General features: G+C 70.0%; 32 protein-coding genes and 1 pseudogene. 12 read left to right on the top strand and 21 right to left on the bottom strand.

The annotated features are described in order from the left end of the window. Positions 1-2: 2 nt before the first annotated feature. Positions 3-473, bottom strand: coding sequence for a hypothetical protein (locus ACFYXS_RS03065; RefSeq protein ID WP_389243146.1), 471 nt, complete (start codon positions 471-473; stop codon positions 3-5). 155 nt (positions 474-628) lie between these two features. Here ACFYXS_RS03065 and ACFYXS_RS03060 point away from each other — a divergent pair, with 155 nt between their 5' ends. Beyond that, the gene (locus ACFYXS_RS03060) at positions 629-1972 is read left to right on the top strand and encodes a tetratricopeptide repeat protein (protein ID WP_389243144.1); all 1344 of its coding nucleotides are present in this window, start codon (positions 629-631) and stop codon (positions 1970-1972) included. A gap of 8 nt (positions 1973-1980) precedes the next feature. On the opposite strand, the gene ACFYXS_RS03055 is transcribed toward ACFYXS_RS03060, so the two are convergent. Genes ACFYXS_RS03055 through ACFYXS_RS03040 form a run of 4 tightly spaced genes read right to left on the bottom strand, consistent with a single transcriptional unit; the run spans position 1981 to position 5588 of the window. Beyond that, positions 1981-2880 carry an SUKH-3 domain-containing protein gene (locus ACFYXS_RS03055; RefSeq protein WP_389243142.1) on the bottom strand — a complete coding sequence of 300 codons (900 nt, stop codon included), beginning with the start codon at positions 2878-2880 and terminating at the stop codon, positions 1981-1983. Beyond that, entirely contained in the window at positions 2877-3257 is a 381-nt protein-coding gene (locus ACFYXS_RS03050; RefSeq protein ID WP_389243140.1) for a YwqJ-related putative deaminase, read from the bottom strand. Before ACFYXS_RS03050 ends, ACFYXS_RS03055 begins: the two co-directional genes overlap by 4 nt. Position 3258: 1 nt before the next feature. Next, the gene (locus ACFYXS_RS03045) at positions 3259-3762 is read right to left on the bottom strand and encodes an SUKH-3 domain-containing protein (RefSeq protein ID WP_389243138.1); all 504 of its coding nucleotides are present in this window, start codon (positions 3760-3762) and stop codon (positions 3259-3261) included. After that, on the bottom strand, positions 3759-5588 hold the full coding sequence (locus ACFYXS_RS03040) for a YwqJ-related putative deaminase (protein WP_389243136.1): 1830 nt from the start codon (positions 5586-5588) through the stop codon (positions 3759-3761). The genes ACFYXS_RS03045 and ACFYXS_RS03040 overlap by 4 nt, the downstream gene beginning before the upstream one ends. 182 nt (positions 5589-5770) lie before the next feature. Between ACFYXS_RS03040 and ACFYXS_RS03035 the strand changes: the two genes are divergently transcribed. From ACFYXS_RS03035 to ACFYXS_RS03025, 3 genes and pseudogenes are all read left to right on the top strand, one after another. After that, a complete protein-coding gene (locus ACFYXS_RS03035) occupies positions 5771-6541 on the top strand; it encodes a GNAT family N-acetyltransferase (protein WP_389243134.1) in 771 nt (256 codons plus the stop codon). A gap of 51 nt (positions 6542-6592) precedes the next feature. Beyond that, positions 6593-7407: pseudogene (locus ACFYXS_RS03030) on the top strand (Scr1 family TA system antitoxin-like transcriptional regulator). Then, positions 7404-7625 (top strand): DUF397 domain-containing protein, encoded by a 222-nt coding sequence (locus ACFYXS_RS03025; protein ID WP_389243132.1) that lies wholly within the window; start codon positions 7404-7406, stop codon positions 7623-7625. The pseudogene ACFYXS_RS03030 and the gene ACFYXS_RS03025 overlap by 4 nt, the downstream one beginning before the upstream one ends. Positions 7626-7628: 3 nt before the next feature. On the opposite strand, the gene ACFYXS_RS03020 is transcribed toward ACFYXS_RS03025, so the two are convergent. The 4 genes from ACFYXS_RS03020 to ACFYXS_RS03005 form a co-directional block, all read right to left on the bottom strand. After that, positions 7629-9098 (bottom strand): GH1 family beta-glucosidase, encoded by a 1470-nt coding sequence (locus tag ACFYXS_RS03020; protein WP_389243130.1) that lies wholly within the window; start codon positions 9096-9098, stop codon positions 7629-7631. A 71-nt stretch (positions 9099-9169) separates the two neighbouring features. Continuing rightward, the gene (locus ACFYXS_RS03015; protein WP_389243127.1) at positions 9170-10090 is read right to left on the bottom strand and encodes a carbohydrate ABC transporter permease; all 921 of its coding nucleotides are present in this window, start codon (positions 10088-10090) and stop codon (positions 9170-9172) included. Positions 10091-10095: 5 nt separating this feature from the next. Continuing rightward, a complete protein-coding gene (locus ACFYXS_RS03010) occupies positions 10096-11127 on the bottom strand; it encodes a carbohydrate ABC transporter permease (protein ID WP_389243125.1) in 1032 nt (343 codons plus the stop codon). A gap of 4 nt (positions 11128-11131) precedes the next feature. Beyond that, positions 11132-12493 carry an extracellular solute-binding protein gene (locus ACFYXS_RS03005; protein WP_389243123.1) on the bottom strand — a complete coding sequence of 454 codons (1362 nt, stop codon included), beginning with the start codon at positions 12491-12493 and terminating at the stop codon, positions 11132-11134. A gap of 157 nt (positions 12494-12650) precedes the next feature. Between ACFYXS_RS03005 and ACFYXS_RS03000 the strand changes: the two genes are divergently transcribed. The 3 genes from ACFYXS_RS03000 to ACFYXS_RS02990 all read left to right on the top strand — a co-directional run bounded on the left by ACFYXS_RS03000 (position 12651) and on the right by ACFYXS_RS02990 (position 14587). Further along, on the top strand, positions 12651-13679 hold the full coding sequence (locus ACFYXS_RS03000; protein ID WP_389243121.1) for a LacI family DNA-binding transcriptional regulator: 1029 nt from the start codon (positions 12651-12653) through the stop codon (positions 13677-13679). A 160-nt stretch (positions 13680-13839) separates the two neighbouring features. Beyond that, on the top strand, positions 13840-14028 hold the full coding sequence (locus ACFYXS_RS02995; RefSeq protein ID WP_360906048.1) for a hypothetical protein: 189 nt from the start codon (positions 13840-13842) through the stop codon (positions 14026-14028). 55 nt (positions 14029-14083) lie between these two features. Next, the gene (locus ACFYXS_RS02990; RefSeq protein WP_389243118.1) at positions 14084-14587 is read left to right on the top strand and encodes a pyridoxamine 5'-phosphate oxidase family protein; all 504 of its coding nucleotides are present in this window, start codon (positions 14084-14086) and stop codon (positions 14585-14587) included. A 7-nt stretch (positions 14588-14594) separates the two neighbouring features. On the opposite strand, the gene ACFYXS_RS02985 is transcribed toward ACFYXS_RS02990, so the two are convergent. Next, positions 14595-15374: an isocitrate lyase/phosphoenolpyruvate mutase family protein gene (locus ACFYXS_RS02985; RefSeq protein ID WP_389243116.1), complete on the bottom strand. Its 780-nt coding sequence runs from the start codon at positions 15372-15374 to the stop codon at positions 14595-14597. Between the two features lie 125 nt (positions 15375-15499). Between ACFYXS_RS02985 and ACFYXS_RS02980 the strand changes: the two genes are divergently transcribed. The 3 genes from ACFYXS_RS02980 to ACFYXS_RS02970 all read left to right on the top strand — a co-directional run bounded on the left by ACFYXS_RS02980 (position 15500) and on the right by ACFYXS_RS02970 (position 17691). Next, positions 15500-15709, top strand: a complete 210-nt coding sequence (locus tag ACFYXS_RS02980) for a hypothetical protein (protein WP_389243114.1) — start codon at positions 15500-15502, stop codon at positions 15707-15709. A gap of 126 nt (positions 15710-15835) precedes the next feature. Further along, complete coding sequence (locus tag ACFYXS_RS02975) at positions 15836-16630, top strand: SAM-dependent methyltransferase (RefSeq protein WP_389243112.1); 795 nt, start codon at positions 15836-15838, stop codon at positions 16628-16630. 593 nt (positions 16631-17223) lie between these two features. After that, complete coding sequence (locus tag ACFYXS_RS02970; protein WP_389243109.1) at positions 17224-17691, top strand: hypothetical protein; 468 nt, start codon at positions 17224-17226, stop codon at positions 17689-17691. Here the strand turns inward: ACFYXS_RS02970 and ACFYXS_RS02965 are convergent. From ACFYXS_RS02965 to ACFYXS_RS02955, 3 genes are all read right to left on the bottom strand, one after another. Next, positions 17632-17862 (bottom strand): hypothetical protein, encoded by a 231-nt coding sequence (locus ACFYXS_RS02965; RefSeq protein WP_389243106.1) that lies wholly within the window; start codon positions 17860-17862, stop codon positions 17632-17634. The genes ACFYXS_RS02970 and ACFYXS_RS02965 overlap by 60 nt on opposite strands. Before the next feature lie 123 nt (positions 17863-17985). Further along, positions 17986-18123 carry a hypothetical protein gene (locus ACFYXS_RS02960; protein ID WP_389243104.1) on the bottom strand — a complete coding sequence of 46 codons (138 nt, stop codon included), beginning with the start codon at positions 18121-18123 and terminating at the stop codon, positions 17986-17988. After that, a complete protein-coding gene (locus ACFYXS_RS02955; RefSeq protein WP_389243102.1) occupies positions 18120-18461 on the bottom strand; it encodes a hypothetical protein in 342 nt (113 codons plus the stop codon). Before ACFYXS_RS02955 ends, ACFYXS_RS02960 begins: the two co-directional genes overlap by 4 nt. Positions 18462-18606: 145 nt before the next feature. Between ACFYXS_RS02955 and ACFYXS_RS02950 the strand changes: the two genes are divergently transcribed. Continuing rightward, the gene (locus ACFYXS_RS02950) at positions 18607-19359 is read left to right on the top strand and encodes a GntR family transcriptional regulator (RefSeq protein WP_389243100.1); all 753 of its coding nucleotides are present in this window, start codon (positions 18607-18609) and stop codon (positions 19357-19359) included. A gap of 105 nt (positions 19360-19464) precedes the next feature. Further along, a complete protein-coding gene (locus tag ACFYXS_RS02945) occupies positions 19465-19719 on the top strand; it encodes a hypothetical protein (protein ID WP_389243098.1) in 255 nt (84 codons plus the stop codon). 61 nt (positions 19720-19780) lie between these two features. Here the strand turns inward: ACFYXS_RS02945 and ACFYXS_RS02940 are convergent, their stop codons facing one another. From ACFYXS_RS02940 to ACFYXS_RS02905, 8 genes are all read right to left on the bottom strand, one after another. After that, positions 19781-20284 carry a hypothetical protein gene (locus tag ACFYXS_RS02940; protein WP_389243096.1) on the bottom strand — a complete coding sequence of 168 codons (504 nt, stop codon included), beginning with the start codon at positions 20282-20284 and terminating at the stop codon, positions 19781-19783. 95 nt (positions 20285-20379) lie between these two features. Further along, positions 20380-21171: a peptidoglycan-binding protein gene (locus ACFYXS_RS02935; protein WP_389243094.1), complete on the bottom strand. Its 792-nt coding sequence runs from the start codon at positions 21169-21171 to the stop codon at positions 20380-20382. A gap of 85 nt (positions 21172-21256) precedes the next feature. Further along, positions 21257-21574, bottom strand: coding sequence for a hypothetical protein (locus ACFYXS_RS02930; RefSeq protein WP_389243092.1), 318 nt, complete (start codon positions 21572-21574; stop codon positions 21257-21259). Positions 21575-21587: 13 nt separating this feature from the next. Continuing rightward, positions 21588-21809 (bottom strand): hypothetical protein, encoded by a 222-nt coding sequence (locus ACFYXS_RS02925; RefSeq protein WP_389243090.1) that lies wholly within the window; start codon positions 21807-21809, stop codon positions 21588-21590. Next, a complete protein-coding gene (locus ACFYXS_RS02920; protein ID WP_389243088.1) occupies positions 21809-22162 on the bottom strand; it encodes a hypothetical protein in 354 nt (117 codons plus the stop codon). The genes ACFYXS_RS02925 and ACFYXS_RS02920 overlap by 1 nt, the downstream gene beginning before the upstream one ends. A gap of 74 nt (positions 22163-22236) precedes the next feature. Further along, a complete protein-coding gene (locus tag ACFYXS_RS02915; protein ID WP_389243086.1) occupies positions 22237-23166 on the bottom strand; it encodes a hypothetical protein in 930 nt (309 codons plus the stop codon). A gap of 67 nt (positions 23167-23233) precedes the next feature. Next, positions 23234-23866, bottom strand: coding sequence for a hypothetical protein (locus tag ACFYXS_RS02910; RefSeq protein ID WP_389243084.1), 633 nt, complete (start codon positions 23864-23866; stop codon positions 23234-23236). Positions 23867-23875: 9 nt separating this feature from the next. Then, positions 23876-25558 (bottom strand): polysaccharide deacetylase family protein, encoded by a 1683-nt coding sequence (locus ACFYXS_RS02905; protein WP_389243082.1) that lies wholly within the window; start codon positions 25556-25558, stop codon positions 23876-23878. Between the last annotated feature and the right edge of the window lie 9 nt (positions 25559-25567).

The raw sequence follows: 25567 nt of genomic DNA, 5'->3' as shown, positions 1-25567 counted from the left end.
GGTCAGAACCGGTCGGCGAGCTCGATCATCCGGGCCGCCTCGCCCAGTGCGGCGCGCAGCACGGCCGGGTCCGTGACCGGGGCGTCGTGGTGCGGCGGCACCAGCCAGTCGGTGCCCGTGACCGGCGGCTCACGCAGTTCCCCCGGGATCGCGAAGCCGCGTCCCGAGGTCTGGGTGCAGGCGCTGCCCGGCACGTCCCAGCCCGCCGCCGTGCCCGGCGGCACGAGGAAGCCGAGGCTGTCGCCCGAGCTGTCGTGCAGCACGGGCCCCAGACCCGGCACGGGGCCGGTCCGCAGGCGCAGGATGTCCACGGCTTCCAGTCCCTGCCGGGCCGGGACGGTCACCAGGTCCCATGGCTCGTCCAACAAGGCGGGTCCTCCTAGGAGTCGGACGCACGGTTGGTTGCCTGTTGTCCAACGCGCGTACGGCGTCAACGGCAACGCCCGCGTGACGCCGGGAGGGTGGCGTTTCATGGCGGATGGAGGGTGAGATATCCCTTTTGTAGGCAAACCGTCGCTCTACCCCTCCCGGTACCGAGTACGGTCGTCGCGCCGCTACGCTCCGCTGCCACCCGGCAGCGCACCGCGACAAGCACCGCTCCGCACCGACCGCTCCCGGGAGTCCGACGATGCCCTCGTCACCTTCCACCCCCACCACACCCAACGCCGCCTTCCGGCTGCTGCGCGCGGACCGGTCGCCCGGCGAGTTCGCCGCCGCCGTCCGCCGCGCGGCCCGGGAGATCGGCGAGCAGGTCAGCTGCGACGCCCGCTACATCGGACGCGTGGAATCGGGGGAGATCCGATGTCCCAACTACGCGTACGAACGGGTCTTCCGGCACATGTTCCCCGGCCTCGGCCTCGCCGACCTGGGCTTCGAGCCCCGCGAGTCCGTACGCGGCCGGCGCGCCGCCTGCCCCCCGGCACCGCCGCTCCCGATGGCGGCCACCCCCCGCGAGCCCGAAACCGATGAGGAGAGCGACGTGCTGCGTCGCGCGTTCATGACCGGCGGCCCGGCCGCCATCGCCACCACCCTGGTGCTGGGGCCGCCGGCCGCGGCGGAGCCGGTGCACAGGGTCGGCAGATCCCAGGTCCGCGCCGTGCAGGACGCCGTCCGCGAGATCCGGCTGCACGACGACCGGCACGGCGCCGGCGCGCTCTACCGCCAGGCCGGCCACTCCCTCGGCGCCGCCTACCGCCTGCTGGACGAGGGCAGTTACGGCCAGGCCGTCGCCGACGACCTGCACGCCGGCGCCGGTGAACTCGCGATCTCCGTCGGCTGGCTCGCCCATGACTCCGGCCGCCACGCCGAGGCCCGCTCCTACTACGGCGAGGCCCTCGCCACCGCCCGCATGGCCGGCGACCACGCGCTGGAGGCGCACGCCTTCTGCAACGCCTCGTTCCTCGCCCGCGACGCCGGTCGCCCCCGCGAGGCCGTGCGCGCGGCGCAGGCCGCCCAGGAGGCCGCCCGCACCCTCGGCTCCCCCCGGCTGCTCTCCCTGCTGGCGCTGCGCGAGGCCGGCGGCCGGGCCGGACTCGGCGACCGCTCCGGCTGCGAACGCGCCCTGCTGCGCGCGCAGTCGCTCTTCGGCCGCGGCACCCGCGACGCCGACCCGCAGTGGATGACCTTCTACGGCGAGGCCGAACTCGCCGGTCTGGAGGCCCAGTCCTGGGCCGCCCTCGGCGAGCACCACCGCGCCGCCGAGCACGCCCGCCGCGCCGTCGGGCTCCAGGCCCCCCACTTCACGCGCAACATCGCGCTCTACACCGCGGAACTCGCCAACAACCTGGCGTGCGCGCACCGGGTCGACGAGGCCGCCGCCACCGGCGTCCGCGTCCTGGACCTGTTGGGCCGCGTCCAGTCGCCGCGCGTACGGGGCATGCTCGCCTCCGCCGCCCAGACCCTCCAGCCGTACGCCCGCCGCCCGGACGTCGCCGGCTTCCTGCGCCGGCAGGTGGAGTCGCGCTCGGCGTGAGAGCCGCGCTACGCGGAGAACCCTCCGCCGAGAAAGCCCTCCGCCTCGGAAACGGCCGCGCCCAGCCCAGGGACGTCCACCGCCGGCCCCCGCCGGATGAGCCCGACGCGGAGGATGCCCGCGGTGCCGCACGTCACCCGGCAGATGAACGGCGAGGGCGGCCCCACGAGCACAAGGCCGAGGTCGTCCCCGCCGACCGCGTCGGGTGGGATCTGCTCGATGAGCAGCGTCGCGTTGTCCTCCAGTGAACGCGCGCGGAGGTCGACGTCGCGTCGCAGTGCGGGAATGCGTAGCGAAGTGGCCGACAGCACAGCGTGCTTGTGCAGGATCCATGCCATGGTCATGGCCGCCCGCACCCAGTCCGTCGCGAGGTCGCCGGTCCGGAGCCCGGGCCCGCTGCAGGACCACAGCTCGGTCTCCCGGGTCGCCCACGTGCCGTCGTCGCCGACCCGCTGCGGCGCACGGCCCTCCACGAGGTTCCGCAGGCCCTCGGCCGCGGTCTCCCCCAGAAACCACCAGCCGCCGTGATCGACGCAGAAGAGTCTGCCCGCGTCGTCGACGGCGAGGAGACCGTCGCCGCTGACCTGTCCGAAGGGGAAGACCTTGGCCCCGACGCGTTCCCCGTGCATGCGGAACGCACGGATGGCGAAGCGTCCGGCGCGCGGGTCGACGGTGAAGCCCCGGGGGGCCACCTCGGCTCCGGGCGCGGCGGCGGCCGAGGGTGCGGCCGACGTCCCGCAGTACCGCCGGAGGGCCTCGTCGGCGGCCGGGAAGAACTCCCACCCCAGGCCGTCGGCGGGGCTGACCGTCGTGACCGTCTCGAGGACCCACGAGGGGGCCAGACGCGCCGGATCGCCCGCGGAGGTCCGGATCGCGGTGTCCGTCGGGTGTTCTCCCTGAAGGGTCACGGCCCGAGGAACCTGATTCCCAGCTCGTTCAGCAGCGCCTCACAGGCCGGGCAGGGGACGGTCTTGCGCCCGTGCTCGGGATCGCCCGGTTCGCGGATCAGCTTGGACACCATCGCGGAGCCGCCGAAGTGTGCCGCCGCCTCCTGGAGCGTCGTGGTGAGTCCGTCGGTCCTTCGTGCGTCCAGAAGCCACAATTGGTCGGAGACCAGGGCCGATTCGGCGCAGTGGCCGAGGAAGGGCGCCCGCATCCCGACGGGAAGCCCGTGGAGGAATCGCGTCACGGCCGGGTGCAGATCGGGGGTCCCGTCACCGCGCAGGTTCGTCTGGCTCACCACGGTTCCCTGGACGAGCAGCGACGAGGCCACACCGGGTACCACGTCAGACAAAGTAGTCCTCCGCATCGCGCAACTGCCGTCCGCCGAGTCGCCATGCGAAAGCCTCGAACGCGTCGTCGCCGAGGAAGTAGGCGCCGGTCGCGTGGAGGTAGAAGAAGCGCCCCGAATCGTCGACGAGCACGATGCCGCCCTCCGACGTCTCGTACCCGACGGGGAACACGGCCTGACCGATGTTCCCGGCGAGTTCGGCGAAGTCCTCGGCATCTCCGCGGTAGCCGACGTCGGGCTTGATCACCATGGCGATCTCCGGCGCGGCCGGATAGGGGAGCGTCAGCAGGCCGAAGGAATTGACGAAACGCAGGGCGTTCTCCACGCGGGTGAGCGGGAATCCCTGTTCCTCCGCGTTCCGCATTCTGAAAGCGACGTGTTCCTGGATCTGGTCCGCGACGTTCCGGCCCGGGAACCATCCGTGCTGCGCGAGCCAGCTCTCCACTTCGGCCCGCGAGATGTCTGAAGGCATGTCGTCCTCTGGCGTGTCCGACGTCACTGGTGTGCGTGTACCCCGAGTACGGGGAGCGCCCGGGCGCAGGAGCGGCACGGAGGCTTGTAGTCGCCGTGGGCCATCTCCACGTTGCCGTCCTTGTCGGTGAGGTCTCCGATCTGCCGCGAATGGATCATACTTCCCGCCAGTGCGTCGCGTGCGTCGTCCACCGTGCGGATCGACCGGCCGGTCGGGTCCAGTTGATGGAGTCTGTCCGAGATCAGCGCCACTTCGGCGCATTTGCCGTGACCGGCGCCGGTGAACGGCCGCTCCGCAGCATCGCTCTCCGCCTTGATGTCGTCGTAGACCTTCTGGACGACGGGGTGGGTGTCGGGGACCTTCTGCCCGTGCCGCCCCGTGGCGCTGGTGTGGGACGTGACGACGCCGTTGTGCAGCAGGCTGCCCGCGCACCCGGTCTTGATGTAGTCGCCGCCACCGGTCTGATGGTGCTTGGGAAGGGCGCTGTTGTTGGCGTCGTCGGCGAGGGACCGGGATTCGTTCTCCAGGACCGTGATCTGGTCCTCCGGGCTGAGGTGGGTCACGTCGACGGCGTCCCGGCGATGGCATTTCATCTTTCCGGCGCTCTTGCCGTGCCAGTCGGGCTGCGGGTTGATCGGGACGCCCGACGGCTGACCGCCTCCCTGGCCGGGGCCTCCGCCGCCCGGACGCCTGGGACCTCCGCCACCGGGTCCTCCCGGGCCGCCGCTGCCGGATCCGGTGCCGGGGGAGTAACCGGCCGCGGGCGAGGACGATCCGCCGTGCTTCCTGCCGATGCCCTTCAACTGATCCGCGATCTTGTCGTCGTTGTCGCGGTGGTTGCGGTGCATCTGCTTCAGGCCCTTGCGCATGTCGTCGCGCACGTGGCCGACGGCCTTCTCCGCGGCCTCGCCGATGCCGTCCACGATCTTCGTGGCGATCGGCATGACGTGCTCGGCGATCTCGCCCCGGCCGCCGGTGCGGCTCTTGGCGTCACGGACCCGGCCCAGGTGCCCCCTGGACCTGCCGCGCATGGAGCCGGTGATGCCGTCGAGCTGGGTGTCGATCCGGTCGAAACTGTCACCGTCGCTCTGGAAGTGCCCGCTGCTGCCGGCGTCTCCGTCACCTGTACCGCCGCCGCCGCCACCTCCCCCGCCTCCGGCGCTGGCCAGGGTGAAGCTGCCGGCCTGCTCCTTGGCACCGTCGACACCCTCGCCGAAGCCCTCCTTGCCGGCGGTGGCGGTCCTGCCGAGGTCGACGCCCTTCTGGAGGCCGAGCGCGTTCGAACCGATCTGGATGACCAGGTCGGCGGCCATCGACTCCAGTGCCGCGTACACCGGCGCCGTGGCCATGGACATCAGCTGGTCGACGACCTGGTCGACGACCTCGCGGAAGATCTTCTTGACGATCATCCTGGTCGCCTGGGTCGCGGCGGCCCCCGCGAAGCTCGACAACCCGAGCGTGAAGGGCGCGGAGGCGATGGTCGAGGCGATCTCCACGGCCAGGATGCCCAGTTGGACGATGGCGGCGCCCTTGGCGACCTCGATGGCTGTCGCCACGCCGTCGAGCGCGACGGCACCCATGCGTGCGGCGTCGCCGAGATTGGCCAGATGCGTGCCCTTGACCTTGCCCCAGTGCGCCTCGAAGGCGTCCATCGCGGCGCCCGCGTTCGCCCCCAGCAACTCCTGCACGGCGCTGTGGGCGTCCATGGAGCCGCCGTCGATGTCGGTGGCGAAGTCCCGCAGCGACGTGGCCATCTCGCGGTAGTCGTCCTCGTCCACGTTCGGCCAGGCGACGCCTATGAGATCGAGTACGTAGGCCAACTCGTCGGGCAGGACAACGCCCACTGCGGACACCCCCGTGTCTGTACTGACCTTGGGCAGCACATGTATTGACGGCCAGTGAGCATATCGGGTTCCGCAACCGGGCCGATTTCGGCGGAACGTGATCAATCGCTGCCGTCGTGCACGGCGTCGCCTTGCCCCGGCAGTTGCATCGCCATCGCCCGTGACCCCGGCGCCCCGCCTAGGCTGCTCCCATGCCAGGACCGGAACTGCGGCAGATCCGCGCCTTCGTCACCGCCTTCGCCCGCCGCCAGGCGGCCCGCACCGTCGAGCTGCCCGGCGGCTTCGCCGTGCTCGACGACGCCTTCGCGTTCTCCCACGGCAACAACCGGGTGCTCGTCGACGGGATCGACGGAACGGTCGACCCGGAGGCGCTGCCCGTCCTCGCCGACGAGGCGCTGGCCCACCTGAAGCACCGCGCGATCACCGTGCTCGACGACGCGACCGGCACCGCCTGCGCCGGGCCGCTGATCCGCGCCGGGTACTTCCACTCCGCCGAGCTCGTCATGCTGCACACCGGCCCGGTACCGGACGGCGGCGGGGCGGAGGAAGTCGACCTCGACGCCTTCCGCGTCCCCCTCGCCCGGCGCTGGCGCGGCTTCCTCCCGCAGGCCGACGACGACGCCGTCCGCCAGCTCGTGGACCGCCGCGAGACCCGGCGCCGCGGGGCGGACGTCGTCGGCTTCATCGGCGCCCGTACAGCCGAGGGCGACGTCGCGTCCTGGGCCGACCTCTACATGGACCCCGCGTCCGGCATCGCCCAGATCGAGGACCTGATCACGTCCGAGGACCACCTCGGCCGCGGCTACGCCGACGCCGTCCTGTCCACCGCCCTGCGGCGTGCCGTCGGCGCGGGCTGCGCCACGCGCTTCCTCATCGCCGACGCGGACGACTGGCCGCGGTACTGGTACGGCCGCCGCGGTTTCACCGTCATCGGTCGTTTCCACAGCTTCGGGCGCGACTGACAGTGCCTTTCCGTACCCTGTCGATCACGGAGTGTGCGGGGGTGTGTGCGGATGAACGGCGAGGCGACCCAGCCGCCGATGGCGTGGCGGTACTGCGGCAACCAGGTCAAGCTCTGGCGTGAGCAGGCGGGCGTCACGCGCGAGCGGTTGCCGACGAGGCGGGCTACGGCGTCGAGACGGTGCGCTCCATGGAGCTCGGCCGCCGCCGCCCCATGCTGCGCCTGCTTCAGGTGGCGGACCACCTGTGCGGCGCGGGCGGCAAGCTCCTGGCGGCCCAGGAGTTCCTGAAACCGGAGAAGTTCCCGGAACGCACGCGGGAGTTCATGCAGGCGGAGGCCGAGGCCATCGCAGTGTACGGATACGAGCCCCTGCTGATTCCAGGCCTGCTGCAGACCGAGGCCTACGCCCGCGCGTTGATCGGCAACAGCTGTCCGCCTCTCGACGACGAGACCATCGACGAACGTGTCACGGCTCGCCTGACCCGTCAGGAGAGGCTTCGGCAGAAGCCGACTGTGCTGTTCGGCTTCGTCATTTACGAGGCCGCGCTCCGTACAGGGGTCGGCGGTTCCGACGTCATGAGGGGCCAATTGCGTCACCTTCTGGACGTCGGTGCCCTGCGCAACGTCGCCGTCCAAGTGTTGCCCGTCGACCGCGCTGCCTATCCCGCGCTCAGCGGTTCGCTGGTACTGCTGGAGACGGAGGAGCACGAGCACTACGCGTACGTGGAGGGCCAGGAGACCAGCGCGCTGTACTCGGAGCCCGCACGGGTCAGCACGCTTTCCCAACGCCATGGCATCATCCGCATGCAGGCCCTCGGGGTCGAGGAGTCGGCGCACTTCATCGGGCGAGTGGCGGAGGCGATATGAGCGCACGGTTGGTGTGGTTCAAGTCCAGCTACAGCGACGACCAGGGTGGGAACTGCGTCGAGGTCGCCCCCACGCCGCACGCCGTGCACGTCCGGGACTCCAAGGACCCGCAGGGGCCCGCGCTCACGTTCACGCCCGCCGCCTGGGCGGCGTTCGTCGGCGCCGTGGCGACGGGGCGCGGCGGTTCCTCCGGGATCGAACCGGCGCGCCCCGTCTGACGGTCAGGTCGTCGTGGGCAGCGCCGGGAGGCATCCCGTGCGCACGACGCCTGCGTACCAGTGGGCGCTGGACTTGGGGGTGCGCGCCTGCGTGGCGTAGTCCACGTGCACCGCGCCGAAGCGCTTGCCGTAGCCGTAGGCCCACTCGAAGTTGTCCATGAGGGACCACAGGAAGTAGCCGCGCACGTCGGCGCCGTTCGCGATGGCCTTGAGCACGGCGTCGAGGTGGCCGTGGAGGTAGGCGATCCGCTCGGGGTCGTCCACGGTGCCGTCCGGGCCGACGGCGTCCTCGTAGGCGGCCCCGTTCTCGGTGATGAGCAGCGCGAGCCCGGGGTGCTCGCGCGAGACGCGGGCGAGCAGGTCGTACAGGCCGGTCGGGTCGACGGACCAGCCCATGGCGGTGCGCTCGCCGGGGGGCTGGTGGAAGGTGACGTCGTCCGCGCCGGGCCACGGGGAGTGCTCGCCCGTGCCGTGGCCATGGCCGTCGTTGCGCGGGCCGTCGGGGGCGGCGCCGGCGGAGACGAGGGTGGGTGTGTAGTAGTTGACGCCGAGCCTGTCGATCGGGTGGCGGCCGATCGCCGCGAGGTCGCCGTCCTGGACGAAGGACCAGTCGGTCAGCCGCCGTGTGTCGGCGATGAGGTCCCGCGGGTACGCGCCGTCGAGGAGGGGGCCGGTGAAGACCCGGTTGCCGACGGCGTCGATGCGCCGGGCGGCGTCGAGGTCGGCGGCGGACCGGGTGCGGGCCCGGACATGGTGCAGGTTGAGCGTGATGGACAGCTGCGCGCGGGCCGGTAGCACCGAGCGCAGGACCTCCGCGGCGCGCCCGTGGGCCAGGTTGAGGTGGTGGGCGGCGCGCAGGGCGGCGACCGGGTCGGTGCGGCCGGGGGCGTGGACGCCGGAGGCGTAGCCGAGGAAGGCGCTGCACCAGGGCTCGTTGAGGGTGGTCCACATCTGCACGCGGTCGCCGAGGGCGTCGCCGACGATGCGCGCGTACTCGCCGAAGCGGTCCGCGGTGTCGCGGACGGGCCAGCCGCCGGCGTCCTCGAGGTCCTGGGGGAGGTCCCAGTGGTAGAGGGTGACGAAGGGCTGGATGCCGTGCTCCAGCAGCTCGTCGGTCAGGGCGCGGTAGAAGTCCAGGCCGCGTTCGACCGCGGGCCCGCGGCCGGTGGGCTGCACCCGCGACCAGGAGACGGAGAAGCGGTAGGCGCCCAGGCCGAGGTCGGCCATGAGGCGTACGTCGTCGCGGAAGCGGTGGTAGTGGTCCGCGGCCACGTCGCCCGTGTGCCCCCCGAACACCTTGCCCGGGGTATGGCTGAAGGTGTCCCAGATCGACGGGGTGCGCCCGTCCTCGGCCGCCGCGCCCTCGATCTGGTACGAGGCGGTGGCCGCTCCCCACAGGAAGCCGGGCGGGAACCGGCGGGCGTTTTCGGCGGTGGTGCCGCTCGCGGCGGGGCGGGTGCCGGACGCTGTCATTCGGGAGCGCTCCCTTCGGAACGAGTGGACAAGAGCCGAGGAGTGAGGAGGTGCGGCAGGCCGGGGGAGGCTCAGCCCTTGACGGCGCCCTGCATGATGCCGCCCACGATCTGCTTGCCGAAGACCACGAAGACCAGCAGCAGCGGCAGCGTGCCCAGCAGCGCGCCGGCCATGATCACCGACTCGTCGGGGATGTAGCCGCGGCCCAGGCTGGTCAGTGCCACCTGCACGGTGGGGTTCTCCTGGGTGAGCGCGATGATCGGCCAGAAGAAGTCGTTCCAGGCCATGACGAAGGTCAGCATGCCCAGCACCGCCATCGCGGGGCGGGCGGCCGGGAAGACCACGTGCCAGACGATCCGCAGACTGCTGGCGCCGTCGACCCGCGCGGCCTCGATGAGCTCGGTCGGCAGTGCCTGCGAGAGGTACTGCCGCATGAAGAAGACACCGAAGGCGCTGACGAAGGTCGGCAGGATGACCGCCTGGAGGTGGTTGGTCCAGTCGAGGTCGGCGATCCACAGGAAGAGCGGTACGACGCTGAGCTGCGGCGGCACCATCATGGTGCCGATGGTCAGCATCAGCAGGAACGTCTTCAGGCGGAACTGCAGCTTGGCGAAGGCGAAACCGGCGATCGTCGAGAACAGCACCGTGCCGATGGTGATGCAGCCCGCCACGACGACGGTGTTGAGCAGCGCCGTGCTCAGGTTGGCGTCCGTCCACGCGGTCTGCAGGTTCTTGAAGAGGTGGGACCCGAACCAGAACGGCGGCGGGGTCTGCGCCAGGCGCGTGTTGGTGCGGGAGGCCGCGATCGCCGTCCACACCAGGGGGAAGAGGGATATCGCGGTGAAGACGATCAGCACGGCGTAGGTGAACGGCCCGCCGTGCATCTGCCGTCCGGCCTTGGGCGCGCCGGATGCGCGGCGCCCCGCCTTGCGGGACGTGCCCGGCGTAGCGGCCGTCCCCCGCTGCGTCGGACGGGTCGGGACGGTGGTCATCGGCGTCACCCCTCCTGGCTCTTGCGCAGCCGGCGGGCGACCAGCCCGTTGACGGCGGCGATCAGCAGCAGGAGCAGGAACATCGCCCAGGCGATGGCCGAGGCCCGGCCGAGGTGGTAGTTCGTCCAGCCCTGCTCGTACAGGTACAGGCCCAGCGTCTGGAACTGGTGGGAGGCGCCGCCCTTTTCGCCGCCGGGGCCGCCGAAGAGGAACGGCTCGCCGAACAGCTGGGTCGCCCCGATGGTGGAGACCACGATCGTGAAGAGGATCGTGGGCCGCAGCATCGGGACCGTCACATGGCGGAACTGCTGCCAGCGCGAGGCCCCGTCCAGCGCCGCGGACTCGTACAGGTCGTGCGGTACGGACTGCATCGCGGCGAGGTAGATCAGGGTGTTGTAGCCGGTCCAGCGCCAGATCACGATCGAGGAGACGGCGATCTGGGAGGACCAGGTGCCGGCCCGCCAGTCGATGTGGTGGGTGAACCCGATGTGCTCCAGCGCCCAGTTGATCATGCCGTAGTCGGTGCCGAACATCAGCGTGAAGACCAGCGTCGCGGCGGCCACGGACGTGGCGTACGGGGTGAGCATCGCGACCCGGAAGAAGTTCGAGCCGCGCAGCCGGTAGTTGAGCAGGTGGGCCAGGCCCAGCGCCAGCAGCAGCTGCGGGACGGTCGAGATGACCCCGATGGTGAACGTGTTCCTCAGGGCGTTCCAGAAGAACTCGTCCTCCAGGAGGCGGGTGTAGTTGTGGAAGCCCACGAACTCCCGCTGGTCCAGGTTGGTCAGTTCCACCCGGTAGAAGGAGGACCAGCCGGTGTAGATCAGCGGGAAGAGCCCGAAGGCGGCGAAGAACAGGAAGAACGGGGAGACGAAGGCGTACGGCATCGCCTTGACGTCCCACCGGTAGCGGCGGCTGCGCCGGCGGTTGCGCCGCTCGTCACGGGCGTCGCGCGGACGGCCGGAGCCGTCGCGCGGGGCCGCGCCCCCCTGGATGGGGGGCGCGGTCACTGCGGTGGTGCCGGAGGTGTCCGAGGTCATGCGGTCACTGGTCCAGCGCGTTGTCGATTTCCTTCTCGGCAGCCGCCCAGCCCTGCTCGGGGGACTTGCCCTGCTGCTCGACCTGGAGGATGCCGACGTCGGTGATCGCGGTGTAGATCTGCTGGTCCTTCGGGCCGATCACCAGGGTCGGGATGCCCTTGGCCGCGTCGGCGAAGATCGTGCCGATCGGGGCGTCGTCGAAGTACGCGTGCTTGGCGTCCTTGACCTCGGGCAGGTCGTAGGCGCCGGGCGCGCTCGGGAAGCTCGCCTGCTTGGCGAAGACCTTGGCCTGCTGCTCGGGGGCGGTCAGCCAGGCGGCCAGCTTGATGGCCTCCTCCTTGTTCTTGCCGGCCGAGGGGACGCCGACGAAGGAGCCGCCCCAGTTGGCGGGCTTCGGTGCGGCGGCGACGTCCCAGTTGCCCTTGCCCGCGTCGCCGGACTTCTCCTGGATGTAGCCGAGCATCCACGACGGGCAGGGCAGGGAGGCGAAGCGCGCGTTGGCGAAGCCCTGGTCCCAGGCCTTGTCGAAGAGCTTCAGCTTGGCGGTCATCTTGCCGGTGGCCGCCTCCATGGCGAGGTTCCAGGCGTCCTTGACGGCCGGGCTGGTCTTGTAGATGACCTTGCCGCTGCTGTCGTAGTAGCGCTCGGAGGCACCGTTGCTGACCGCCTGGTAGAGGCCGGCCGCGGAGTCCAGGAAGGTCGTGCCCTTGGGGGCCTTCGCTGTGTACTTCTTGCCCGTGTCGATGTACTTCTGCCAGTCGCCGGCCCACAGCTTGCCGACCGCATCACGGTCGGTGGGCAGCCCTGCCTTCTGGAACAGGTCCTTGCGGTAGCAGATCGCCATCGGGCCGATGTCGGTGCCGAGGCCCACGGTCTTGCCGTCGGTGGTGGTGGCCTGCGCCCACTTCCAGTCGAGGTAGTTCGACTTCTCGACGCCGGCCGCCTTGGAGAGGTCCTCGAACTTCGCCGCCTGGGTGGTGACGATCTCGTTGATGTTGCCGACCTCGATGGCCTGGATGTCGCTCAGGCCGCTGCCCGCGGCGAGGTGGGTGAGGAGCTGCGGGTAGTAGGCGTCGTTCCGCTCGATCACGTTCTCCTTGATCGTGATCCCCGGGTGCGCCTTCTCGTACTCCTCGTACAGGCCGGCCTGCTTGTAGCCGAAGACACCGAAGGTGCCGACGGTGAGTGTGAGTTTGCTCTGGTCCGCGCCCTTGTCCGTGCCCTGGGTCGTGCCTCCGCCGCCCGCCGCGTCGTCGCTGTCCTTGGAACAGCCGGAGAGCAGACTCACTCCCAGTGCGGCCACAGCGGTCAGTGCGACGGCTGCGGTACGGCCTCGTGGCCGGTTCGACTTCCTTGTCGTGCGCATTCGGGTCCTCCGAGTACGTGCGGGAAGTGAAGGTGTTCGCTAGAGTGGGAGCGCTCCCATATGCTGTGTGTTGAAGAGTCTCGATTCCCCGATGAGGTGTCAAGGGAGCGGACGCTCTAAGTTGGCGCAGTTACCACCTCGTGATTGGGAGGCCGCAATGGTGATGGGCGGACGGCGCAGTGGCAGACCGACGCTGGAGGAGGTCGCCGCGCGCGCCGGTGTGGGGCGTGGCACGGTCTCCCGGGTGATCAACGGGTCACCCCGGGTCAGCGAGCACACCAAGGCCGCCGTCGAGGCCGCCATCGCCGAGCTGGGCTTCGTGCCCAACCGCGCGGCCCGGGCCCTGGCGGGCAACCGCACCGACGCCATCGCGCTGGTCATCCCCGAGGCGGAGACCCGGCTCTTCGCCGAGCCGTACTTCTCCGACATCATCCGCGGCGTCGGCGCGGAACTGGCCGACACCGACATGCAGCTGCTGCTCACGCTGCTGCGGACCCCCAAGGAGCGGCACCGCTTCGCCGAGTACCTGGGCGCCCACCGGGTGGACGGCGTCCTGCTGGTCTCGGTCCACGAGAACGACCCGCTGCCCGATCTCCTGGAGCAGCTGGAGATGCCCACGGTGCTCAGCGGCCGCCGCTCCGACTCGGAGTCGGTCGCCTACGTCGACTCCGACAACGTCGGCGGTGCCCGCTCCGCGGTGGCGCACCTGCTCGGCCGTGGCTGCCAGGCGGTCGCCACCATCACCGGGCCGCTGGACATGTACGTCGCCCGCTGCCGCCTCGACGGCTACCACCAGGCGATCGGGGACGCCGGACTGGTCGTGGACGAGGCCCTGATCGCCCGGGGCGACTTCACCGAGGAGGGCGGCCGCGCCGCGATGCGCGCCCTGCTGGAGCGGCGGCCGGACGTCGACGCCGTCTTCGCCGCCTCCGACGTCATGGCGAGCGGCGCGCTGCAAGTGCTGCGCGAGCGCGGCCGCCGGGTGCCGGACGACGTGGCGCTGATCGGCTTCGACGACTCCGCCGTGGCCCGGCACACCGACCCGCCGCTGACGAGCGTGCGTCAGCCCATCGAGGAGATGGGCCGCACGATGGCCCGGGTGCTGCTGGAGGAGATCGGAGCCGCCACCGGGACCCGGCGGCACGTCGTCCTCGCCACGGAGCTGGTGCGCCGCGAATCGGCGTGAGCCACGGGCCGGGGCCCGTACCCGGTCCGGGCCCCGGCGTCCCGAGGCCCGCGGCCGGCGGAGTGACCCCCGCCACAGTGAGAAGGGTCACGGTGTGATATCGCCCCGCGGGGGGCTCGGCCGGGGCTCGCTGTCGGACCCGGCCGATAACATCACGGGTATGTCACCGACCGTTCTGGACCGTCGATCCGTCGAGGCCGCCAACGAAGCAATACGGCGGTACGTGGCGGGCCGGCGTACCTGGTCGCGCGCCGAACTGGCCGAGCTGGACCGCCTGCGGGCGATCTGGCAGGCCGCCCGTCAGGGCCACGGCCGCGGCCGCACGCAGGGCCGCAAGGGCGAGGAGTAGGACCTCCCCGGCAATGCCGACACAAGATGTCGGGTATGCCGGGGAGCATCGTCGTATGACGACACGCTGGGCGGACCTCGAGGCGGCGGAACCCGGCCTCGCCGAGGCCGTGACCACACGATTCAGCCCCTACAAACACCATGTGCTCGCCACGTTGCGGGCCGACGGCTCCCCGCGGGTGACCGGCATCGAGGCCGAGTTCCGGCTGGGGGAGCTGTGGTTCGGCATGATGCCGAACTCGCGCAAGGCCCTCGATCTCCGCCGCGACCCGCGGTTCTCGCTCCATGTGAACCCCGGTCCCGGCACCTCCATGGACGGCGGCGACATCCGGATCAGCGGCCGCGCCGTCGAGGTCACCGACCCCGCGGCCCTCGCCCGCTTCACCGGCGAGGTGACCGTGCCGGAGGGCCCGTTCCACCTCTTCGCCGCCGACCTGACCGAGGTCGTGCGGACGTACGTCGACGACCCCGACATCGTGCTGGAGGTCTGGCGGCCGGGCCTCCCCGTGCGCACCCTGCGGCGCGGCAACGACGAAGGGCCTCCGCGCGAGGTGGGCTGAGCCCCGGTCAGCCCGGCCCGAAGGGACTGCCGCCGTCGCGCACGATCGCGACCAGGTCCCCGAGGTGCCGCAGGGCCGCGGTGTGGAGCTGGTGGCCGTAGCTGATCCGGGCGACCCCCAGCTCCGCCAGCCGGGGCGTCGCGGGACCGCCCGGCCGGGCCAGGACGTTGACGGGTCGTCCGCCGGCGGCCGCGACCATCGCGGCCGTGGTCTCCTCGTCCAACGGGCCGAACGGGTACACGCAGTCCGCGCCCGCCTCCAGGTACAGCCGCACCCGCCGGGCGGCCTCCGCGGCCCGCTCCCGCGCCGGTGCCTCCGCCCGCACCAGGACGTCGGTGCGGGCGTTGACCACCAGGTCCGGATCGGCCGCGCGGACGGCGGCGAGGAAGTCGGCCTGCTCCCCGGCCTCCACCAGGCGGCCCGTGCGCGGATCGGTGTCCTCCAGGTTGCAGCCGACCGCCCCGGTGGCGGCCAGCCGTTCGGCGAACTCCGCGGGGCCGAGCCCGTAGCCCCGCTCCATGTCCGCGGTCACCGGGACCCCGACCGCCCGCACGACGCGCGCGACCGCGGCCAGCATGTCCGCCAGTGGCACCATCTCCCCGTCCGGGTGGCCCAGGGACGCCGCCACGGGCGCGCTGCCGGTGGCGACGGCGGGGAAGCCCGCCTCGGCCACCACGCGCGCCGAGGCGGCGTCCCAGACGTTGGGCAGGATCAGCGGCCGGCCGGGGACGTGCAGCGCGCGCAGGCGGGCGGCGAGCCGCGCGGGTGAGGAGTCTGCGGTGGTCATGAACCCACCGTAAGCAGGCCGCGGGCCGGTCGCCCGGTCCATTCGCGGGCCGTCGCGGCGGGCCACTCGGCCGGGCGGGCGGAGCGGCGGGTGCGCCCGGGGCGGGTCTGCCGCAAGCTGGAAGGGTGACCGACACCCCCATCGTCGTCTCCCCCGTCCACGAGGGGGACCCGCCGTTCCGCATCGTGCAGATCGGCGGCGAGACCGTGGGCATCGCCCACGACCTCCTCGATGTCGTCCGCCTCGCCCACGAAGCCGGCATCGCCCACGTGGATCTCGACGACCCGGCGGTCGTGCGCTGGGTCCGCGGTGCCAAGTACCACTGGAAGCCCTGAGCGGCGCCCTCTCACGCCGTACCGCACGATGATCAACCGGGGCCGTGCTCCGTGATGTTGATGTGCGAAGCTGTCGTCTGCCGTCCGCGGGCCGGGAGCCGGGACGGCCGTCGAGAGGAGCGCAGCGTGAGACAGGACGGCTTCCGCGCCGAGGAGATAGACACCGGCAGGCCACACCCTGCGCGGATCTACGACTACCTGCTGGGCGGCAAGGACAACTACGAGGTGGACCGCCACGCGGGCGACGAACTCGCCGCCGCGGCACCCGAGGTGAGGATCGGCGTGCAGGCCAACCGCGGCTTCCTGCAGCGCGCGGTCCGGTACGTCGTCGGCAGCGGCGTCCGCCAGATCCTCGACATCGGCACCGGGCTTCCCACCTCGCCGAACGTGCACGAGATCGCGCAGGAGACCGCCCCGGACGTGCGCATCGCGTACGTCGACAACGACCCGATCGTGAACACCTACGCCGGCACGCTGCTCAGCCGCCCCGGCGCCACCAGCGTCGTGCTGGCCGACCTGCGCGACCCGCGGTCCGTCGTGGACCACCCCGACGTCCGCAAGGTCATCGACTTCGACGAGCCGGTCGCCCTGCTCCTCGTGGCCGTCCTGCACTTCATCACCGACGCGGAGAAGCCCGGCGAGGTCGTCGCCACCCTGCGCGACGCGCTTCCGGCCGGCAGCTTCCTGGTGCTCTCGCACGCCACGGGCGACTTCGCCGACCGCAGCGCGGCCCAGGCCGTCTACAACAACGCCACGGCCTCCCTGAACCTGCGCTCCCGCGCCGAGGTCGAGAACTTCTTCGACGGCTTCGAGCCGGTCGAGCCCGGCCTGGTCCAGGTCCCCTTCTGGCGCCCGGACACCGAGCCGTCCCCGCGCTCCGGCGAGATCGGCTTCTACGGCGGCGTGGCCCGCAAGGCGTAGTCCCCGGTCCCGGCACGGGAGGGGCCACGCGGCGGCCGCGGGCGCGCACGAGCGCCCGGGCCTCCCGGTCCCTCCCGCCCGGGCCCCACCGCTTCCGTGCCGGGCTTCGGGCTTCGGGCTCACCAAAAGGGCCCCTGCACTGTGTCTCCACAGTGCAGGGGCCCTCATGTCAGGGTGAGTGACGGGACTCGAACCCAATTCTTTACGGAGGCTTGACCTGGGGCGACACCCTGACGCGGGCATCTGAGCTGCACTGCACGTCGTCTCAATGACGTTCGATGCCGCTCGTGTGGCCACGCGTGTGGCCATGGCCACCCCACCGAGAGCACGATCACTCGGGTCGTGAAGGAGCCCCGGACGCCTCTGCGGACCGGGGCTCAGCGCTGCCCCATCGGACCCCGGCCGGAGCCGGGGAGGGCAGTCGTCCAGGATAGTCGGTGGAATTTAAAATGCATCGACTTCAGGATTGTTGGAGTGGACTGAGCGGGCTGGAGATGAACCACTCCTAGGATTCCTGTATGTCCTATGAGACCCCCTCAGGAATCCCTCCTCGACCCGCTCGCCCTCCTCGGCGGTACGGCCCCTGGAAGGCGATGTCCGCGCGTAAGAAGATGGCCTTAGCGGCCCTGTGTGCCATCGTGCTCGGTGCCGGTGGCGCAGTCGTCAACGCCCAGGTCAGCAAGGGTGACATGGCTGTCGTCGCCCCCAAGGAAAGTGGGGAGAGCGTCACGAACATGGCCAGCCATGCTCTCCAGGGATGTGCCGATAGCTGGAATCTCGGAAACGACAACAAGGCCAGCGTCGGATCAATTGCGACGGCAGCACAAAATGCCGGGAGCGCATCCGCCTACGTCAATGTGGCATTCAGTGCTGCATTCCCGGATCTGTGCATGATCACGGTCGCCAACCCGGCGACTTCGTCCGCCCAGCAGTACGTCCAGGAGCCGGGGAACGCGTGGTCCATCGCCCCCGACTGGAGGGGGGCGGTCAGTCAGCTCGACTCATCCGGCCTCACGTGGAACGGGCGGATGGGTCAGGACGGAACGATCGTCATCCTCTGACGGGCTCGGGGCGCCGTCGGTCGCCGACCACTCGAAGACGAGGGCGTCGATCCTCCGGAGGAAGGTCGTGTGGCCACCGGCGCCCTGGGCGATCTCGATCAGCTCGCCCAGGAACCGGTACGCCTCCTCGTCAGTCAGCTCGCGGAGCCACGGGAACGCCGTGCTCTCCATGGGTGCCTTCCTCTGTTGGGGTAGCCCAGCGGCCCGTCCACTCCAGGGCCACGCCGTGCTGATCGCAGTAGGCGCCTTCGTCGTCCTCGATCGGAAACTCGTGGTCGCCCTTGGCGCACCTGGTCATCGCGTCTCCCGCAGGGCCTGGCGGATCGCGTCGCCCTCGGGGCAGGAGCCCGGGAAACAGTCCGGGTGCTCCGCCAGGTGTTCCAGCAGCTCGATGTACACCCGCTGCCGCTCGGTCGCTTCGGTGGTGCTCACTGGTCCTCCGAGATGAGCTGAGCCCAGACCCCGCACCCGTCGGCGTTCACGCCGTAGAGGTTCGCGAAGCCGCTGACGATGGTGACGCCGGGGCCATAGGAGTCCAGGAGGGTCAGCACGACCGAGCCGGCTGCCGTTATGAGCGTCCGGGCTCCGGCCGTGCTGAGCGTCATCGCGACCACGGGGCTCCCCGCGCTGAGGACGCTGAGGAACAGCTCGTTCGCGACCTGCGGAGCGTCCGGGTGCGTCAGGCGTAAGGCCACCCACTGGCGGACCGAGGGGGCCTGAGCGGCCGTCGCCTCGAACTCCAGGCTCCACGAATGTCCTGTCTCGGGCATGTAAGTCCCCCGACTCCATGGCTCTGTGTGCAACAGATACGCGCTTTGTGATGCTCACATTGGCGGGTGGGGTTGACGGAGGTCAAGTGCGTGGGGGTAGTTTCTGTGCGCAGAAAGCGCTGATCACTCGAAACGGTGGTGTGGGGTGGAAGAGCCCGGGTACTTGCGGATCGCGGCCGACCTGCGGAGGCGGATCACGGACGGGGAGTTCCAGATCGGCGATCAGATCCCGACCCTCCCGGCGCTCGCGACGGAGTACGACACGTCACAGACGACGATCCGCAACTCCCTTGCCGTGCTGAAGAACGAGGGCTTGGTCGAGACCCAGGCCCGTGCGGGGACCCGGGTCCGGGAGCGTCCGCCGATCCACCGGATGCCTGCCGACCGGTACCGCAACAGGACCGGGGCGCCCTCGACTCCGTACACGCGGGACCAGAACATCGGCTGGTCCGAGTACCGCTTGGACAAGATGTTCGAGACGGTGGAGGCCACGCCGGAACTCGCGGCCCTCTTCGGGTCCGAGGTGGGGGAGCGCCTGTTGGCCAGGCACTTCGTTTTCAACGACAACGGCAACCCGTCCCAGATGAGCACCTCGTACGTGCGCCTGGAGGACGTGGAGGGGACCCCGGTCGCCGACCCGATCCATGAGCCGTGGCCGGGCGGGACGAGGGCTCAGATGGCCTCCCTGGGCATCCGGGTCGTGGAGGTCACCGAGTCCTTCACCTGCGGCATGCCGACCGACCAGGAGGCCAAGACGCTCCGGATCGGCTCCGGCGTCCCGGTGATCCGCCTGACCCGGCGCCACATCGCCGAGGACGGCAGGGTCGTGGAGGCCGCCCACATTGTGAGGCGAGGCGACTCGACCGTGGTTGAGTTCTCGATCAAGCTGGACGACTGACCGCTGACCGGTCTGAACTGCGGCTTGAGCAAAACGCCTTGGGGATCAGGAGGGCCGTCGATACGCTGGCCGCTCCAATCGAGCCTGTATGACCTGGAGGTCTGTATGGCTGATCAGCCCGTCTTGGCGCACTTCACCGGAGATGTCGTCCTTCCCGACGGCAGGAAGATCCGCGTCAGCGCGTACCCCGACGGCAGCATCCGGTTCCGCGTGGATGGCCTTCCGTACGTCTTGACCGAGGCGTACCTCACCGGCAACCCCGAGAAGAACCAGGCGATCCTGAAGATCTCGCCCGGCAAGCAGGGCAGCAACGCCACATACAACTACGTGGAAGAGCTGGAGAAGAAGAACGGCAGCTAGAACGCAAAAAGCGCCCCCGCCCTCCGCATGGGAGGTTGGGGGCTTAACCAGTGCGTCGGGGCTACGCCTGGTGGCCCTCGTCCTCTAGGGCTGTCCGTGCCGCCTTGGCGAAGTCGTCCAAGGAGCCTTCGATCTGGCGCCTGTAGTCCCAGGGGCGATTGGTAGTGCTGTGCTGGACCTCGTTCCTCATAGTTCTGACCGCATTGGCGAACTGGGCTGCCGCCTGCACCACAGTGTCTGGCCCCACAATGGCGACGGCCGCTCGACGTCTGCGGATCTTCTTCTGCATGGGCTCGTAGTTCTTTGCGTAGTCGTTCCAGTCCTTCGCGTGGAGGGTGTCCACCAACTCCTGGCCAACCTCGATGAACTCCGCGTATGCCTGTGAGCGGGGGCCGCGCCTCTCCTGGAGGCTCTCGAAACGCCGTTGCCGAGACGCCTCCGACTCCTGGACCTTGAGCTGGAGGCGAGCCGTCCGGAGCCCGAAGAGTCCCGTCCCGACGGCCGTCAGCCCCGTAAGACCGCCACCGATGGCCGCACCGAGGACGGCCGCAAGTCCCGCATCCACACCGGGATTCTTATCAGGGAAACGAAAAGAGCGCCCCCGATCTCCGCGAGGGAGACCGGGGGCTCTCGTGTGTCCGCCAGAGACACGTAGGGGGATCAGCTCTTGGGGACCTTCAGCGCGGCCCAGCTCGCGGGGCCCGGAGGCCAGGTCGCGGCCTTGCCGGTGTAGCCCAGGTGTCGCTGCCACGCCTCGTAGCTCGCGACGTCTCCGGAACCGATGGTGTCCTTCTTGGTGCTGCTCTTGTACCGGTTGCAGCCGACGGCCACGAGGCGGTCGTGCATGCGCGCGACGATCGGGCTCTTGCGGCCGACCTTGAACCACGAAGCCCCGGGGAAGGGCTCGTAGGTCTTCACGGGGTGGGCGACCGGGACGGCCGGCTCGCCCTCGGGGCGGGGAGCGCCCTCCTTCACCCAGGCGTACAGCGGGCCGCCGGGGCAGTTGGTGGCGTAGCCGTCGCGGTGCCCGAGGATCTCGTCCCCGGCACCGTGCTGCCGGAGCAGCTCTATGCCGTCGCGGAGCGCGGAGAGCATCTCGTCCGTGGGCTCCGTGAGGCCCTTGCTGCCGATCAGGCCCACGATCGCGTAGTGCGCGACGTTCAGCGGCTGATCGCCGTTGGCGCCCGTGCGCTTGCCCAGGCCACGGCCCTCCAGGAGGTACCCGTGGGGGCACGCCGCGAAGTTGTACGCGACGTCGATCCAGTTCTCGCGGGGGTCGGCAAGGTGGGCCTTGCGTATCGCCTTCCACTCGGCGATGCACAGGTCATGGTCGGTGAGGAGGTCCTTGGAGACCTCGGTCCCCTCGTAGTGGACCTTGACGCCTCGGGTGGTGGCCTGGGCCGTGGCGGCCGAGGGGCCCCATCCGAGCTGGGTTCTGGTGACGAGCTTCATGGAGCGGCTCCAGGGGTCTGGCGGGCATGAAGAAGCCCCTCCGGTGCCGTTACGCGTTACCCGGAGGGGCGGTCGGAGAAAGGGCTCAGGAGGCCGTGGGCGGCTTCTCGGGGTGCCGCCGGAGGTACCGGAGGTAGGAGAAGAAGCGGACCAGGAGGAGCCCGTCGATGGCCGCAAGAAGGCCGATCGAGAGCGCCGCGTCCCACCACGCGTCAATGGGGCGGGTGCCGCGGATTCCGAGCAGGATCAGGGAGCGGGCGTACCAGAGGCCGACGATGATGACCCACCAGGAGGCGTTGATCTCGACGGTCCGGAAGAAGCGCCGGGGGCGGTGGAGGGCCAGGAAGCCGAGCGATGCGGCGAGGCCGACGCCCAGCAGGACGTACAGGGTCAGGATGTACACGGGGCCTCCTTGTTCAGCCGTCGGTGAGCCGGCCGAGGACGATGCCCTCGATGAAGTCGCTGTAGGCGTTGGAGCGGTTGTGGGCACGGAGCCGCTCGGCGACTTCGTGGCTCTCACGGAGCTTGGCCTCGACCTGGAACGTCCGGGCCTGGGCCTCCAGGAGGGACTGTTCGGCGTCCTTCAGGGCCGCTGTCGACTCCGGGGACGGGTGACTACGCCGGGGAAAGAGCCGCATCACACCGCTCCCCTCGGGGCCGGGGCGGTCTGGGGACGGTGGCCCAGCTCTTCGAGCAGCCGGATCATCGCCCGGCCCTGCTCTGTCGCGACCTCGGCACTGGCCTGTGCGGCGGAGAGCTGCTGACGCGTCGCCTGGTGGGCCACGCGCTCGGTCTCGAACGCGTCGCGCCACTTGTCTCTGTCGGCCGTGAGGTTCGTCATCACGTACTTCGGCACGATGATGCCCATCAGCAGGAGGACGACGATGACCCCGACGCTCCCGTACTGGGCGAACTGCCCGATCATCTTGCCGACGTCGGGACCGCCCGCCTCCTCGGCTGCGGCTATGACCGCGTGCAGGTCAGGGAACAACGAGGTCCTCCTTGCGGGTCTGGGCATGCAAAAGCCCCGGCTGGTGGGCCGGGGCTTGCATGAGGTGGTGCGGACTACTCCGCGCGCTGCTCGGGGACTTCATCGGGCATGAGGGTGGGGCCGTAGCTGAACGACATGGAGACTGGCATTCCCATGCCGTCGATCTCGACGCCGGATGCCTTGATCTCCTCGTAGTTGTCCAGCTCCAGGCGGCAAATCTTGCAGAGGTACGTGGTGGGGACCAGCGTCACCCCGGTGTTGGACTGAGTCGTCGGGCTCATCATCACCGATGCCAGACCGGTGCACGCGGGGCACCTCACCGAAGCGACCATGATGGTGATCTCTGTGCCGTCCGGCAGGGTCATAGGGCCGATCTCCATCCCCTGACCGGGCTGGGGCGCCCCGAGCACCAGATCCCGGGCGCCTTCCGGCAACCCCTCGAACCGTTGGTTGAAACGGTGACGAGCCTGGCGGATTCGAAGGTGGATCTCACGGGTTACCTGACTCTCCCGTTCATTCAGGCCCATACGCACCGCGGATGCCCAGGTTCCCCAGAAGCGTTGGGACGACTGGCCGAGGTGGCCGAGGATCTGTTCGACCGCTCGCGCGAACGTGGGCAGCAGGAACTTCGCTTCGTCGCTCCCGGTCGTGTGAGCGACACCGTTCCGGATGTCGATCAGCTCATCCAGTTGCGCGTCAGCCGGGAGGACCTGCATCTTCCGCAGTCGAGCCAGGGCGTCCTTGGCGCCGATGGTGCGGACCTTGTCCCTTGCCAGCTCCAGATTGCCACCGAAGTGCAGCAGCATGTCCGTGTTGTTGTTGCGCATCTCGACCAGGTACAGAGGATTCATCCTGACCAGAGCGGCCTTGGCGAGGCGCTCAACGGCTACTCCGGCATGGAGCGCGAACTCGTCGTACTCGCGCTGGGCATGGTCGTCCATGGCCTTCTGAAGGGCTCTGCGGGCGCCGTCAAAGAGCCTCGTGTACGAGAGCGATTCGTCCATGAGGGGACGTTACTGGCGCTTGTCCCACCGGGGCGACCGATTACCCCAAGGATTCCTGGGGGCCGGCTCAGCTCAGGGCGGCCCAGAAGGCGATGACGCCCGTCTGGGAGTTGCTCGCCGGGGTGATGGACGAGGGCAGGGCCGTAAGCCCGGTGGTCGTCCCGTTGACCGCCCAGCGGTACGTGGCGGCCGTCTGGTTGAAGACGTTGGCCGCTGCCGTCTGCCCGCCGCCGCGCATCAGGACCGGAGGGGTGGCCGCGTTGAACATCAAGGCCATCCAGACGTACCCGGCGGAGACGGCCTGGGCCGCGTCCAGGGTGGCGTTCTGGACGCCGTTCCCGGTCTTGCCGTCGATGTTCACCGAGGACAGCAGGGTCCCGGCCGTGCTGTAGAGGCCCGCGAAGCTCTGGCCGGCTGTCGGCGTGGTGGGCCCGGTGGTCTGGTCCCACCAGACCTTCGTGATCGTCGTCGCCGTCCGAATCGGCATCCGGGCCAGGTAGACGAAGCCGTTCGCCGCGTTCGACGTGCCCGTGGTGATCGCCGGGTCCGTCGTCCAGGCGATGGCGCCGTGGTCGGTCGGGAGCTGGATGTTCGGCTGGGCCATGGGCGTGCCCGCCACCGTGAGCCCGCCGACGGCCAAGCTCTTGGAGGTGGTCAGCACGCCACCCTGGTACTTCAGGTCGATGTCCTTGAGCGCCATGACGCCTCCTTACGAGAAGAGCCGGTAGACGTCGGACGCCGGAACCACGGGGATGCCCCGGGAGGCGATGGCCGCCATCACCATCTGGAAGTCGGACTGGGAGCACTCGGTCGAGACCGTGGCCGTACCGGCGGTGATCTTGTGGAACACGAGGATCAACCAGCCGCCGTTGAGCTGGCACTTGTCCAGCAGGCCGCCCGTCGCCACGAGGTTGGTCGGGTTGTTCGCGCCCGACTGGGTGGAGCTGATCGAGGACACGGCGCGGACCCGCATGGGCATCCCGGCCGGGAAGGTCTCGGTGGGGAAGCCGCTCTGGAAAAGGATGGTTCGGCCGGTGCTGAAGTACCGGTTGGCGATCGAGTCGATGCCCACGCCGTCGGTGGTCTTCTGGTACTCGCCACCCGGGTAGGCGATCGACTCGCCCCGGAAGCCGTTGCGGACCAGCCACTCCTTGCCGTGGCGGATGTCGTCGTCGACCTCGGCCGCCGTGTACGAGGTGTACCGGTTGTTGTGGACCGTGCCCGAGTACGAGTGGAGCCCGACCTCCCAGCCGCTGAAGTCCTGAAGGACGCGGTTCTGCTCGGTGGTCATGACGCTCGCCGTTCCGAGGTTCTCCACGATCACGTAGTTCGTGCCCTGGAACCCGTAGGCATCCATGGCCGGGCGGGCCAGGTCGTAGATGGACGAGGCCCCATCGTCGAAGACGACCGAGACCACGCCGTTCGGGAAGGTCGTGCTCGTGGCGTCGATGATCTCCACGGCCTGGACGTCCAAGGTGTAGGCGGCCCCGGTCGTGCCGATCGCCTGGACGACCATGTCCGTGAAGCCCGTGGTGGTGCTCGGGACTCCAGTGGAGCTGATCGAGTAAGAGCCCGAGGCCGAGTTCAGCGAGGACCACCCGAAGGTCAGCGTGATCCACTCGTTGTTCGAGCCGAGCTGGGTCGTGGCCGAGATCTCCCAGAGGCGCCACTTGAAGTTGTTCGCCAGGCTGGAGGTGCCGACGAAGAAGTTGAGGTGCCCGATCTTGGTGATGTCGTCGATCCGGCAGATCAGGCGGATCGCCTTGTCCGTCAGGTCGAAGGAGGACATCCCGTACTTGCGCAGGTTCGCGTTGCCCAGCGCGGTGTCCGTGGTGATGGACGCGCACTGGGTGCCCCGCACGAAGGCCGCGGTGTTGTTCAGGTTCGAACTGGCCGCCCCACTAGCAGTCCACCCGTGACCGGTCTGGAACTGGTGGGAGAGGCTCGCAGGCCGCCAGGCCGGAGTGTTCCGGCTCGGGGCAATGACGCCGTACGGACCCACGGGACCGCTGAGCCGGCCGGACACCGACAGGTTCCCCGTGATGGTGCCGCCGGAGCGGAGGTCCGCCGCGATGTCGAGCTTGTTCGTCTGGAGATCCGTAATCGAAGCCCCGAGGTCGGACGCCTGCATCAGGACTCGGCCGCCGTCGAAGCCGAAGTCCAGGTAGAGGTTCGTCACGCCGTCCGGACCGTAGAACCCGATCATCGAGTACGAGTCGGACGTCACGCTGGCGATCGGGTTGGACGAGAGGTCGAGCAGGTCGGTGATCTGGGTACCGCCGACTCGGGCGTCCCAGGTGGTACCGGTCGCGCCGGGCTCCAGGACCAGCGAGGTCCCGGACTGGGACATGGTGACGTCGGCGGGGGAGAGACCGAAGAGATGACGGGCCATGGCCCCTCC

It is taken from the genome of Streptomyces sp. NPDC002574 (assembly GCF_042889545.1).
GTDB lineage: Bacteria > Actinomycetota > Actinomycetes > Streptomycetales > Streptomycetaceae > Actinacidiphila.
The sequence above is the reverse complement of the archived record's forward strand: the minus strand, read 5'-3'. Positions and strand labels throughout refer to the sequence as shown.

Excerpts from the sequence above, each read along its gene's own strand:
- ACFYXS_RS03010 (WP_389243125.1), bottom strand. The coding sequence starts at position 11,127 with ATGACCTCGGACACCTCCGGCACCACCGCAGTGACCGCGCCCCCCATC.
- ACFYXS_RS02915 (WP_389243086.1), bottom strand. The coding sequence starts at position 23,166 with ATGGACGAATCGCTCTCGTACACGAGGCTCTTTGACGGCGCCCGCAGA.
- ACFYXS_RS03065 (WP_389243146.1), bottom strand. The coding sequence starts at position 473 with ATGAAACGCCACCCTCCCGGCGTCACGCGGGCGTTGCCGTTGACGCCG.
- ACFYXS_RS02955 (WP_389243102.1), bottom strand. The coding sequence starts at position 18,461 with ATGCCCGAGACAGGACATTCGTGGAGCCTGGAGTTCGAGGCGACGGCC.
- ACFYXS_RS03060 (WP_389243144.1), top strand. The coding sequence starts at position 629 with ATGCCCTCGTCACCTTCCACCCCCACCACACCCAACGCCGCCTTCCGG.
- ACFYXS_RS02910 (WP_389243084.1), bottom strand. The coding sequence starts at position 23,866 with ATGGCGCTCAAGGACATCGACCTGAAGTACCAGGGTGGCGTGCTGACC.
- ACFYXS_RS02990 (WP_389243118.1), top strand. The coding sequence starts at position 14,084 with ATGACGACACGCTGGGCGGACCTCGAGGCGGCGGAACCCGGCCTCGCC.
- ACFYXS_RS02945 (WP_389243098.1), top strand. The coding sequence starts at position 19,465 with ATGGCTGATCAGCCCGTCTTGGCGCACTTCACCGGAGATGTCGTCCTT.
- ACFYXS_RS02970 (WP_389243109.1), top strand. The coding sequence starts at position 17,224 with ATGTCCGCGCGTAAGAAGATGGCCTTAGCGGCCCTGTGTGCCATCGTG.
- ACFYXS_RS03000 (WP_389243121.1), top strand. The coding sequence starts at position 12,651 with ATGGTGATGGGCGGACGGCGCAGTGGCAGACCGACGCTGGAGGAGGTC.
- ACFYXS_RS02905 (WP_389243082.1), bottom strand. The coding sequence starts at position 25,558 with ATGGCCCGTCATCTCTTCGGTCTCTCCCCCGCCGACGTCACCATGTCC.
- ACFYXS_RS03035 (WP_389243134.1), top strand. The coding sequence starts at position 5,771 with ATGCCAGGACCGGAACTGCGGCAGATCCGCGCCTTCGTCACCGCCTTC.
- ACFYXS_RS02935 (WP_389243094.1), bottom strand. The coding sequence starts at position 21,171 with ATGAAGCTCGTCACCAGAACCCAGCTCGGATGGGGCCCCTCGGCCGCC.
- ACFYXS_RS02965 (WP_389243106.1), bottom strand. The coding sequence starts at position 17,862 with ATGGAGAGCACGGCGTTCCCGTGGCTCCGCGAGCTGACTGACGAGGAG.
- ACFYXS_RS03005 (WP_389243123.1), bottom strand. The coding sequence starts at position 12,493 with ATGCGCACGACAAGGAAGTCGAACCGGCCACGAGGCCGTACCGCAGCC.
- ACFYXS_RS03025 (WP_389243132.1), top strand. The coding sequence starts at position 7,404 with ATGAGCGCACGGTTGGTGTGGTTCAAGTCCAGCTACAGCGACGACCAG.
- ACFYXS_RS02995 (WP_360906048.1), top strand. The coding sequence starts at position 13,840 with ATGTCACCGACCGTTCTGGACCGTCGATCCGTCGAGGCCGCCAACGAA.
- ACFYXS_RS03020 (WP_389243130.1), bottom strand. The coding sequence starts at position 9,098 with ATGACAGCGTCCGGCACCCGCCCCGCCGCGAGCGGCACCACCGCCGAA.
- ACFYXS_RS03015 (WP_389243127.1), bottom strand. The coding sequence starts at position 10,090 with ATGACCACCGTCCCGACCCGTCCGACGCAGCGGGGGACGGCCGCTACG.
- ACFYXS_RS02985 (WP_389243116.1), bottom strand. The coding sequence starts at position 15,374 with ATGACCACCGCAGACTCCTCACCCGCGCGGCTCGCCGCCCGCCTGCGC.
- ACFYXS_RS02925 (WP_389243090.1), bottom strand. The coding sequence starts at position 21,809 with ATGCGGCTCTTTCCCCGGCGTAGTCACCCGTCCCCGGAGTCGACAGCG.